Origin of the sequence: Cytophaga sp., assembly GCF_051961495.1 — a bacterium.
Lineage (GTDB): Bacteria > Bacteroidota > Bacteroidia > Cytophagales > Cytophagaceae > Cytophaga.
The window spans coordinates 1-8795 of the sequence record NZ_JBQCDF010000171.1 but is presented as its reverse complement, the minus strand read 5'-3'; the positions used below and the strand labels follow the sequence as shown (position 1 = coordinate 8795).

The following is an 8795-nucleotide window of genomic DNA, read 5'->3' as shown; positions in this document are numbered from 1 at the left end:
TTCTATCGGAGTATTAACAAACAATTCAAAATAATCGTTTGCACCAATGATGTTTTTTGACATCGTTCGGATTTCTTCCGTAGGACTGATCAAAGAACAGATGGTAATGATGCCGCAGGCCGCAAATAGCTTAGATGTTTCAGCTGCACGGCGGATGTTTTCCGTACGGTCAGCCTCAGAGAAACCTAAATTGTTGTTGATACCCGTGCGAAGATTGTCTCCATCAAGCAGAGTGGTTAAAAAACCACGGTCGTGAAGATCTCTTTCCAGGGCTTTTGCAAGCGTACTTTTACCGGATCCTGACAAACCAACCATCCATATTACTATGGAATGTTGTTTTAACTGCGCTTCTTTATCCTCACGTTGAAGGATCTTATCGAATATGGGATGTATGTGATTCACAAGCTATTATTAAAACTGACTTCAAAAATACGGTTTTTTGGCTATATCTCATACAGTTGAGCCAATTAAGGATGAATAAAAAAGCAGATTTTAAGATCGCTGCAATCTGCTTTTAAAAGGATAATCCTGTGAGAAACAGTGCTTGCCAATCATACATTGGAGGAAGGTCAGTTTTTCAAAAGATTCTAAGGTACTTTTCTTAAATTGCAGAATTGATAATAAACCTGATTTTAATGAATAATTTACTTGAAAATGCAATTGTGGCAAGTATGGTTGCCGGAAAAGCGATTATGGAAGTGTATCAAATGCCTGATTTTTCCGAATTGATTGAAATAAAAGATGATAAATCTCCTCTGACAGTAGCGGACAAGAATGCGCATCAAGTAATTTATACATTGTTGAAAGGTGAATTTCCTGAGATTCCAATGATTTCGGAAGAAGGAAAAGGCATTCCTTATGAGGAACGCAAAAACTGGAAACGTTATTGGTTGGTAGATCCACTGGATGGCACAAAAGAATTCATTAAGCGCAACGGCGAATTTACCGTAAACATTGCACTGATGGAAAATGACCGGCCGGTAATGGGAGTTGTTTATATTCCTGTAACAGATACGTTGTACGCAGGTGTGGTAGGGCAGGGAGCCTTCAAGATTGTGAATGGAACAGAAGCGCCGATCAAGGTTCGTAAAGCTCCGGAAACAGGTCGTACAGCGGTAGGCAGCCGTTCTCACAGTTCTGAAGATGAAGCAAAATTACTGGCCGATTATAAAGTAACGGATTTTATCACTACCGGAAGCTCTATTAAATTCTGCCTGGTCGCGGAAGGTGCTGCAGACCTGTATTACCGGCATGGTCCTACAATGGAGTGGGATACTGCTGCCGGACAAGCTGTACTTGAAGCTGCTGGCGGTACATTGACGAATCCTGACGGTTCTGTGTTTCTGTATAATAAACATAATTTATTGAACGGCGGATTTTTGTGTAAAGGTGATCTTTAAAATTGTTGAAGGTGGTTGGCAGTTTAATGAAATTGTCAATTGCTCTTTAATATTGATTTGCTGCATTAAACGTGCCGAACCACGGCAGATATAAGTACAACTCAAACATGCCGTGGTTCGGCATGTTTACGCAAATTAGAAATTTAATTGATGTTTATTCGCGTATTCGCCGCGGCGAATGCCAACCACTTGTTTCCTTGCAGTCTGGTTATTAAAGCAAAATCACATGAAATATATTCATCTTATTGTATGGTTCATCGGCATTGCGTACATGCAGCATGTTCATGCACAGAGTAGCAGACCGGCCAATCCAAATGAATTAGGGATATCTGTATGTAAGGCTTTCCGGTTTGAAAATTTCAGCGCGTATGATTCATTGATTTTTACAAATGCTGATTGTGACATCATGATCAAAAATGCAGATGCTCCTCAAAATGCAAAAGATACAGTAATCAATCAGATGTATTCCATTACACGTTCCATGCGTGGCAAGGCCCTGGAAAACTTTCAATCTGTTATTAAAGCGGGGAAAGATAAAGGGATTAAATGGAATAAAATTGAATTGGTAAATGTATTTTTTGAAATAAGAAATAGAAAAAATATCGAATCGTGTGACGTTGCCGTTTATTGTAAAGAAGGCGGAAAAGTGTTTGTAATTATGCTGAACAATTGCCACAAAAGCGATGCATGGCTGATGATGGGGAATACATCTATTCAATTCAAATAATTGCAACGTGTAATGTCTACCGATATCTCTTTCATCCTCTGCAGCGATGGCTCGCATACCTTGTACAATCCCGAATTGAATGAAACCTATCATTCCAAACACGGTGCGATACAGGAATCCATTTACGTATACATTGAAAAAGGATTGTTGCTTTTCAAAGGGCTTGTAAAGGTAACGGTACTGGAAATTGGTTTTGGTACAGGCTTGAATGCATTGCTTACCTGGAATAAAGCGGAAGAATTAAATCTGAAAATAGAATATCATACGCTTGAACCTTTTCCATTGAGTAAAGAAATAACGGATCAGTTAAATTATCCATTGCTGATGGAAGAACCCGCATCGGCAGAACGTTTCAAACGTATGCACGATGCCGCATGGGAAGAGAGAATAGAATTGTCTGAATATTTTACTTTCTATAAATACAAATCAACGCTGGAAGGAAAAACATTGCCCGTAGATACATTCAATGTCTGTTACTTTGATGCCTTTGCTCCAAACCGCCAGGCAGAAGTTTGGGCAGAAGATAATTTTAAAAAGATATTCAGCAGTTTAAAAGAAGGCAGCATCTTAACTACCTACTGCGCGCAGGCTGCTTTCAGGCGTACATTAAAAGCAGTAGGCTTTGAAGTGGAATCCCTGAAAGGCCCACTCTATAAGAAAGAGATGACATGGGGCAGGAAATCAAATCCCAAATAACAAATTCCAAAAGACAAACGGATAAAAAAACTCCAGGGGTAACTCACGCAGTCTTTGCCTGTATTTACACCATGGCCTGTGGCACATCACCCCTCGCGCCAGTCTTTGACTGGTGTCCTCACTTAAACGCCACCGCTTCAATCTCCACCAGATAATCGGGATTGGCCAGACCGGCAACAATAATTCCTGAAATGACAGGCGGATGTTTCAGCTTCTTTATAAAGCCTTGCGCGCCTTCAAAGCCTTTACGCACATCCTGTCCCTGGACAATGTAAATGTTAAGTTTGAAAAGATTGTCTACCGTCGCACCGGCAGCTTTTAGTGCAGTTTCAACGTTTTGCAGCGCATACTCAGTCTGCAGTTTGATATCACCCTTTCCGATTATTTGTAAATCTTTTGTGATGGCATTTTGTCCGCCGATATAGATAGTACTACCATTCCCTTTTGTAATAGCAACCTGTGAGAAAGCGGGATTTTTCAATAAATCATCCGGACTTAAAAATTCGATTTTGTTTTCCATAGCTTATTTGAATTATGAATTATGAATTATGAATTATGAATTATGAATTATGAATTATGAATTATGAATTCAATCGATTACTGATTATATATAATTTAAACATTTTGCCAGACTTTTAAAACTAAGATGCATAGTAGCTCACAATAAATAGATATTTATTTGCGCTTGTAATGAAGCTGTACCAATCCCTTCGGGAATTGACGGGATGATACAAGTTCTAATGCTTGCTCCGGTCTGCCGTCTTTAAAGAGCCTGGTGCCGTCGCCAACCAGAACCGGAATAACAGAAATAATAAATTCATCTACCAGATTTTCTTTTAACAGTTCGTTTACAACTTCTGCGCCGCCGTCTATGAAAATATTCTTGCCATTCTCTTTTTTCAGTTTCAAAATCAGGTCTTTTAAATTTCCGGTATAAAAATTTGTGTTGCCAATAGCCGGTCGGTCGGTACGTGTAATGATGAAAGAAGTTTTATCCGCATGCGGAAATTCAGGAACCTGGGTCATTACCCAATCATAGGTTTTTCTGCCAAGAATAACAGTGTCGATCGACTTTATAAAATCTGCATACCCGTAATCTTCCCCTTCCTGCTGTACAACCGATAAAAAGCTCAGGTCATCATTGGGTTTAGCGATGTAGCCATCCAGGCTGGCAGCAATGTATACAATAACGTTCCTGTTCATAGTGGTTGGTTTATGTTGTTGTAACTAATATACACAGGTTGGATAATTAATCATATCATAAAGTATTAACTTTGGTTATGATTGTTGTCATCGGTAGCACATTTCTGAAATAATGATGATATTTAATTATGAAACTGGAAAACGGAATACACACAACGAATTATTTCGATACGTTCATTGAAGTAGCGGAAGATATCAAGCTGGATACAGCAAAAATACCCGAAGAGAAAAACGGCAAAAAAACAATTGCATCCATGCAGTATGAAATGCTGTCGAAGAAGCCTTATAAATATACGTCCGACGAAGTGCTGTTTCAGATTTATGCTGACCGCAATGATTTAACCAAGGAAGAATATGAAGAAGCACGAAAAGCTTATTTTTCTAAAGGACAGGCTTGCTTCCGGGCATCACCGTTAACCAAACAATATGGCTTTGGTGTGCATTTTGATCACAAAGGCAAAATGGCGCTGTATGGGATGGAAACAAAGGAATATCAAGCGTTCCTGAAAGATAAAGGTATTAAGAAAGAAAAGGCGATGCGGAGTTCAAGAAAGTAATACGGCTTGGTTAAATTAAACCTCATAGGTTTCCTTCGTTAGATGTAGGTTGTAATAATTATAGATCAGGTGACAGATACAAAACCTATGAGGTTCGCCGTTGTTGGTGTTTTTACTCGCGCCAGTCTCAGACTGGTGTGTATCATTTCGCAGTCTTTGACTGCATTTTAAATTACCCTAACGGATATGTAAAGTGCGTCACCTTTGATTCCTTTGCACCTGTAGCGCGGTAAAAATCAAGTGCATGTTCATCTTCATCATCTGCCTGCACAAATATTTCCTCCACGCCGATTTCTCTGCAGTAGTCTTTAATGCCGAGAATTAATTTTTTTCCGATGCCTTTGCGCTGGTATCTTTTCAGTACGGCAATATCATAAATATAAACCAGCGGTGCTTCTGAATAATACTGCATCAGACGGTAAGCGGTTAAGCCACCGACAATTTTACCTTCTGATACAGCAACAAAAACAAAGAAGTCGTCTTGCTGCAGTAATTCTTCCAGATGTTTATTTGCCGGAAGTTTAAAATTTCTCATGGCAAATACTTCTTTAAATATATCCAGCAGTTCAACGAATGCATCTGCCTGGTAAGGACCGAGTTTATGGATTTCGATACGCATGATGAAATTTAAATAACAAATGACAAAAAACAAATTTCAAAGGGCGAGTCATAGCCATCGAGCTTACTCAGTTTTTTGTATTTTCCTGTTTAGCAAAGTACGTACATAATTTAATGCAAATTCTGCATTACTTTTAGTGAATTCCATGTCAGAATGTGCTACAGAATTTCTCATGACTCTGATATCGTGAATTATCGATAAGTCTTCTTGATTAATAAAGTTTTCTTTTAATGCAATTTCAAGAATATCATTAAATCTGTGTTTGCCAACACGAATATCTTTATCTATAATTTTTTTGTATAGATGATTTTCTAATGCTTTAAAAGATTCCAAAATGGAGTGTGGATAATAATCATCTTTAAAAAGTTTTATTGCATTGTTAAGATTTTTAATTTCTTCAATTTCAACTTCTTCTTGTAGTTTTCTTTTCTTTTCTTCTAAAAATGTTCTTGTAGCCTTTCCAGAAAAGAAGCTTGTAATTATTGTTAGAATAAGGTTTAAAATGCCTATAAATAAATTCCAATCAGCCTCGTAATTATTTGTGATAGAATATAATTTAAATGCTAGAATATTAACACCAATTAGTAATGGTGTTATAAGAATAAAAGTGAATAGAAAATAAGCAATTTGAATTGTATAATTGAATAATTTCCATTTGCCAATCTTAGTATCTTGAACAATTTTTTCTATTACATATAAGTATAAACAAATTGAAAATCCATAAACAACTAAAAGAAAATAATCAGATAGTGTTATTGTTATATAACCTAAATCTAGAGAAACTTGTGCTAATTCATTTTTAAAAGCACTGAGGGAAATAATCAAAGTTGCGAATCCAAGAATTATTTCATATTTACTTTTAATTTTATCCATATTAAATATTTAAAATTGAGTCTTATTTTGCTCACACAGCGTCCTTCAATGGTTTTTAAAATTCTCAATATTATATTGAATTATTCACTTATTAGTACTTCAATTTGCCTTCTTCTTCAATATCATAATCATCCTGCAGTCCAAGCCAGAACTTCGGACTGTTGCCAAAGTATTTACTTAAACGCAATGCAGTATCTGCTGTAATACGTCTGCGGCCTTTTGTTATCTCACTCACACGCGTTTGAGGTATGCCGATTTCTTTAGCCAGACGATAAGAGGAAATTTCCATAGGAATTAAAAACTCTTCCATCAATACTTCCCCGAGATGAATGTTTGGTAGTTTTTTCATAAGATTAATTATTCATTTTCTTTTTCCAATGTGAAAAAACCATCAATATCTTCTTCAATATCTTGAATGTCAAAATTAAATTCTTGAAGTTTAAGAGAAGATTCAATGACGAAGTCAATACAATACTGACAATTTTCTTTTGTCCATTTCTTTTTATTCCAAAGTTCGGCAAAAAAAATGCCGCCTGTAGTACGAGTAATAATTGGGGTTAATAATTTAAATTTGACATATCTTTTGTAATCAATACCTAAGCTTGTAATTTTGATAGCTTGTTGCATTTTTCCAATAGAATCTCCTACTCTGTCTACAAATTGAGCTAGTTTTTTATTATCCTTAATTCCCATTGTGAAGCTCGTATGAAAATGAAAATCTTTGCCAAAGTAAAAAGGGGAGTTTATGTAAGAGCCTATTTTATTATTTTCATATTCATACAATAGTTGATAGAATGCAATTGCAGAATTTTCGATGCAATTCTCCCAATTATAATTGTCTAATCCTGATTGCGCTTTAATTAAGTATTTTTTTACTTCTATGAAATCAACAAGCTCAACTAATGATATGTTTTCAAAATCAATATTGAAAAATATTTTCGAGTTTTGATTTAAAAAATCTGTTGTATTTACCCGGCTAATCTCAATGTCAGATTTTGATGGTAAGAGACCTTTGTGCTTAATGTTTACCCTCCTAGAATTAAGGCTTTTCATTGATTCTTTCAACGTTAATTCGGGTATACTTGTCCAATAATCTAAAAAGTTGAATTTTTCAGACTTTATATTTTTATGTTCAGACAATAATTTTAAAAACATTTCGATGCTGTCATGAAAGGTAAGAACAGAAAAAGAAGCTAGTGTTTCAAATTGTTTTGATTGCTCAATTCCAACTTTGTAAAGCTGTTTTATTAAAGCTAGCCTTTTAATCATTAGCTCAGAATTTGACATATTAATTTATTTTGAAGCTTATTAAAGAAATAATTAAAGTATAAGAATGCATTCAAAATGCCTATGCTACAAAAAAAGTAATTTAAAAAATAAGATTATTGACTTTTTTCGTAACTAAGAAACAAATATTCAGTAATTGTTTTAGCAAGATTTACTGTTAAAATTGCATGTCGATCATCTATTTTATAACTAATTTTTGATGGGGACGTTCCATGTGAGTCGCTATATATATTGCGTAAGCCTGAGACACCATTTATAATACTAAAAACTCCAGAAAGAATTTGCTTTAGATTTTCATCAATATAATCACCTGGAGACATTTTTAATAATGAAGCTACTGATTTATATAACTTAATAAGATTTCCATCATATTCATGCTTTTGTTTAGTTTTTGATTCAAGTATAAATAAACAGATCGATTCAATTAGAGTCCTTGCATTCGTTACAGCGCCATCATAATCTTTTTCGGCAATTTTTGCATTACATTTTTTTATTTGATCATGTATATATTCAAATGATATTCGATCTAATTCTTTAGCTTCAACCAACTCAGTTATCTCAATGTCAAAATCAGGATAGTAAATTATCTCGGTTATTTCAGGTGCATTATCTTTTAAAGGATATACAAGTAATAATGCTTTGAAAATTTCTTCTTTATCTTTGTGAGAGAGTTTGTCAATTTTTGCTTGTACACTAGGAGGAGATTTAATATTGAATGTACTCAATATTGAATACCATCTGCTTCCAAAACTTCCTGATTCATCAAGATGTGACACAGATGATCGTAATAAATCTGAAAGATCAGATCTGCCCTTATAAGATAAAATTTTTCTTATTTTTTTTATATCTAAATCTTCCATATTTATTCTATTAAAAATACTCCCACTCGCGCCAGTCTTAGCGAAGCGGTGACTGGTGCGCATCATTTCGCAGTCTTTGACTGCATTCAATTAAAAATACTTCACCTTGCCCGCAAACTCTTTCGCAAAATAGGTCAGGATAATTTTTGCGCCGGCACGTTTCATGCTCAATAATGTTTCAAGCATTACTTTATCGTTGTCGATCCAGCCATTCGCAGCTGCAGCTTTCACCATTGCATATTCACCGCTCACGTTGTAGGCAGCAATTGGCAAATCGAATTGATCGTATAAGGTTTTGATTACATCCAGATAAGCCAGGGCAGGTTTAACCATGATGATGTCTGCGCCTTCCGTTACATCCAGTTCCGCTTCCAGCAATGCTTCGGTCACATTTGCCGGATCCATCTGGTAGGTTTTTTTATCGCCGGCTTTTGGTGCTGAGTCCAGCGCATCACGGAACGGTCCGTAGAAAGCGCTTGCATACTTCGCTGTATACGCCATGATGGATGTATTGGTAAAACCATTTTCGTCCAGCATATCACGGATAAAACCTACACGGCCATCCATCATGTC

Annotated in this window: 12 protein-coding genes and 1 pseudogene; 4 read left to right on the top strand and 9 right to left on the bottom strand. The window is 35.8% G+C overall.

The genetic code is table 11. From position 1 onward, the window contains the following. Nucleotides 1–402: adenylyl-sulfate kinase (gene cysC / locus ACTHJT_RS08950; protein ID WP_440237682.1), on the bottom strand; the 402-nt coding region annotated here is incomplete at its 3' end. A 233-nt stretch (nucleotides 403–635) separates the two neighbouring features. On the opposite strand from cysC, the gene cysQ reads away from it, so the two are divergent. From cysQ to mnmD, 3 genes are all read left to right on the top strand, one after another. Beyond that, the gene (cysQ, locus tag ACTHJT_RS08945; RefSeq protein ID WP_440237681.1) at nucleotides 636–1400 is read left to right on the top strand and encodes a 3'(2'),5'-bisphosphate nucleotidase CysQ; all 765 of its coding nucleotides are present in this window, start codon (nucleotides 636–638) and stop codon (nucleotides 1398–1400) included. 226 nt (nucleotides 1401–1626) lie between these two features. After that, the gene (locus tag ACTHJT_RS08940; RefSeq protein ID WP_440237680.1) at nucleotides 1627–2127 is read left to right on the top strand and encodes a hypothetical protein; all 501 of its coding nucleotides are present in this window, start codon (nucleotides 1627–1629) and stop codon (nucleotides 2125–2127) included. A gap of 12 nt (nucleotides 2128–2139) precedes the next feature. Next, nucleotides 2140–2823: a tRNA (5-methylaminomethyl-2-thiouridine)(34)-methyltransferase MnmD gene (gene mnmD / locus ACTHJT_RS08935; RefSeq protein ID WP_440237679.1), complete on the top strand. Its 684-nt coding sequence runs from the start codon at nucleotides 2140–2142 to the stop codon at nucleotides 2821–2823. A gap of 118 nt (nucleotides 2824–2941) precedes the next feature. Here mnmD and ACTHJT_RS08930 read toward each other — a convergent pair whose 3' ends face one another. Both ACTHJT_RS08930 and ACTHJT_RS08925 read right to left on the bottom strand, forming a co-directional pair. Beyond that, the gene (locus ACTHJT_RS08930) at nucleotides 2942–3343 is read right to left on the bottom strand and encodes a RidA family protein (protein ID WP_440237678.1); all 402 of its coding nucleotides are present in this window, start codon (nucleotides 3341–3343) and stop codon (nucleotides 2942–2944) included. A 155-nt stretch (nucleotides 3344–3498) separates the two neighbouring features. After that, the gene (locus tag ACTHJT_RS08925; RefSeq protein WP_440237677.1) at nucleotides 3499–4026 is read right to left on the bottom strand and encodes a dihydrofolate reductase family protein; all 528 of its coding nucleotides are present in this window, start codon (nucleotides 4024–4026) and stop codon (nucleotides 3499–3501) included. 128 nt (nucleotides 4027–4154) lie between these two features. On the opposite strand from ACTHJT_RS08925, the gene ACTHJT_RS08920 reads away from it, so the two are divergent. Next, the gene (locus ACTHJT_RS08920) at nucleotides 4155–4583 is read left to right on the top strand and encodes a DUF6157 family protein (protein ID WP_440237676.1); all 429 of its coding nucleotides are present in this window, start codon (nucleotides 4155–4157) and stop codon (nucleotides 4581–4583) included. A gap of 172 nt (nucleotides 4584–4755) precedes the next feature. Here ACTHJT_RS08920 and ACTHJT_RS08915 read toward each other — a convergent pair whose 3' ends face one another. The 6 genes and pseudogenes from ACTHJT_RS08915 to ACTHJT_RS08890 form a co-directional block, all read right to left on the bottom strand. Beyond that, a complete protein-coding gene (locus tag ACTHJT_RS08915) occupies nucleotides 4756–5202 on the bottom strand; it encodes a GNAT family N-acetyltransferase (RefSeq protein ID WP_440237675.1) in 447 nt (148 codons plus the stop codon). Nucleotides 5203–5265: 63 nt separating this feature from the next. After that, nucleotides 5266–6075 (bottom strand): hypothetical protein, encoded by an 810-nt coding sequence (locus ACTHJT_RS08910; protein ID WP_440237674.1) that lies wholly within the window; start codon nucleotides 6073–6075, stop codon nucleotides 5266–5268. Between the two features lie 91 nt (nucleotides 6076–6166). Continuing rightward, on the bottom strand, nucleotides 6167–6424 hold the full coding sequence (locus tag ACTHJT_RS08905; RefSeq protein ID WP_440237673.1) for a HigA family addiction module antitoxin: 258 nt from the start codon (nucleotides 6422–6424) through the stop codon (nucleotides 6167–6169). Nucleotides 6425–6432: 8 nt separating this feature from the next. After that, nucleotides 6433–7362, bottom strand: coding sequence for a hypothetical protein (locus ACTHJT_RS08900; protein ID WP_440237672.1), 930 nt, complete (start codon nucleotides 7360–7362; stop codon nucleotides 6433–6435). Between the two features lie 95 nt (nucleotides 7363–7457). Next, a complete protein-coding gene (locus tag ACTHJT_RS08895) occupies nucleotides 7458–8222 on the bottom strand; it encodes an abortive infection family protein (protein WP_440237671.1) in 765 nt (254 codons plus the stop codon). Nucleotides 8223–8312: 90 nt separating this feature from the next. After that, nucleotides 8313–8795: pseudogene (locus ACTHJT_RS08890) on the bottom strand (porphobilinogen synthase); the annotation flags it as partial.

Excerpts from the sequence above, each read along its gene's own strand:
- cysQ (WP_440237681.1), top strand. The coding sequence starts at position 636 with ATGAATAATTTACTTGAAAATGCAATTGTGGCAAGTATGGTTGCCGGA.
- ACTHJT_RS08940 (WP_440237680.1), top strand. The coding sequence starts at position 1,627 with ATGAAATATATTCATCTTATTGTATGGTTCATCGGCATTGCGTACATG.
- mnmD (WP_440237679.1), top strand. The coding sequence starts at position 2,140 with ATGTCTACCGATATCTCTTTCATCCTCTGCAGCGATGGCTCGCATACC.
- ACTHJT_RS08930 (WP_440237678.1), bottom strand. The coding sequence starts at position 3,343 with ATGGAAAACAAAATCGAATTTTTAAGTCCGGATGATTTATTGAAAAAT.
- ACTHJT_RS08925 (WP_440237677.1), bottom strand. The coding sequence starts at position 4,026 with ATGAACAGGAACGTTATTGTATACATTGCTGCCAGCCTGGATGGCTAC.
- ACTHJT_RS08920 (WP_440237676.1), top strand. The coding sequence starts at position 4,155 with ATGAAACTGGAAAACGGAATACACACAACGAATTATTTCGATACGTTC.
- ACTHJT_RS08915 (WP_440237675.1), bottom strand. The coding sequence starts at position 5,202 with ATGCGTATCGAAATCCATAAACTCGGTCCTTACCAGGCAGATGCATTC.
- ACTHJT_RS08910 (WP_440237674.1), bottom strand. The coding sequence starts at position 6,075 with ATGGATAAAATTAAAAGTAAATATGAAATAATTCTTGGATTCGCAACT.
- ACTHJT_RS08905 (WP_440237673.1), bottom strand. The coding sequence starts at position 6,424 with ATGAAAAAACTACCAAACATTCATCTCGGGGAAGTATTGATGGAAGAG.
- ACTHJT_RS08900 (WP_440237672.1), bottom strand. The coding sequence starts at position 7,362 with ATGTCAAATTCTGAGCTAATGATTAAAAGGCTAGCTTTAATAAAACAG.
- ACTHJT_RS08895 (WP_440237671.1), bottom strand. The coding sequence starts at position 8,222 with ATGGAAGATTTAGATATAAAAAAAATAAGAAAAATTTTATCTTATAAG.